The sequence below is a fragment of the Falsiroseomonas sp. HC035 genome (genome assembly GCF_050563525.1).
Taxonomy (GTDB): domain Bacteria; phylum Pseudomonadota; class Alphaproteobacteria; order Acetobacterales; family Acetobacteraceae; genus Falsiroseomonas.
Genome location: NZ_JBNXUN010000078.1, coordinates 1 through 615, shown reverse-complemented (window position 1 = coordinate 615; position 615 = coordinate 1). Strand labels below are relative to the sequence as shown.

The 615-nt window shown below is 69.6% G+C and carries 1 protein-coding gene; it reads left to right on the top strand.

Going from position 1 to position 615, the window contains the following annotated elements:
• On the top strand, positions 1–393 hold a 393-nt coding region (locus ACLF3G_RS29520; protein WP_430672941.1), incomplete at its 5' end, for a transposase.
• Between the last annotated feature and the right edge of the window lie 222 nt (positions 394–615).

Here is a 615-nt window from a genome sequence, read left to right as displayed (position 1 = left end):
AGGCTGATGACGGTGCCCGGTGTTGGTCCGGTCACCGCGCTGACCTTCTGCTCGGCGGTGGACGATCCGGCGCGGTTCAGCCGGTCCCGTGCCATAGGTGCCCACTTCGGCCTGACGCCTCGGCGCTACCAGTCCGGCGAGACCGACCGTGTGGGGCACATCAGCAAGCAAGGCGACGGTCTTGCGCGCCAAGCGCTCTATGAGGCAGCGAACGTCCTGCTCACCAGGACGAGCCGCTGGTCGTCGCTGAAGGCCTGGGGCATGGCGATCGCGAAGCGCTCGGGCATGCGCCGCGCCAAGGTGGCCGTAGCCCGCAAGCTCGCCGTCGTGCTGCTGGGCATGTGGCGCGACGGCACCGAGTTCCGCTGGGGCAAGGAGGCGGTCGTGGCGTAGTCGCCCACCGTTCCCCACCCGAGCGTCCGACGTCCCGTCGCGGGGACGCGGCAGGGCGAGACCGCAAGAGCGCCGGTGCCGGTTTCCGCCGAGCCCGCTTGCTAGATTGGTCCGCCCCGCCTGCCTAGCCGTAGCCTGTGGCGGCTCCACGCCGACCACGAACAGAAGCGAGGAACCCGCGATGTGACCACTACGCCGGTCATTGACCGACCCGATTACAGA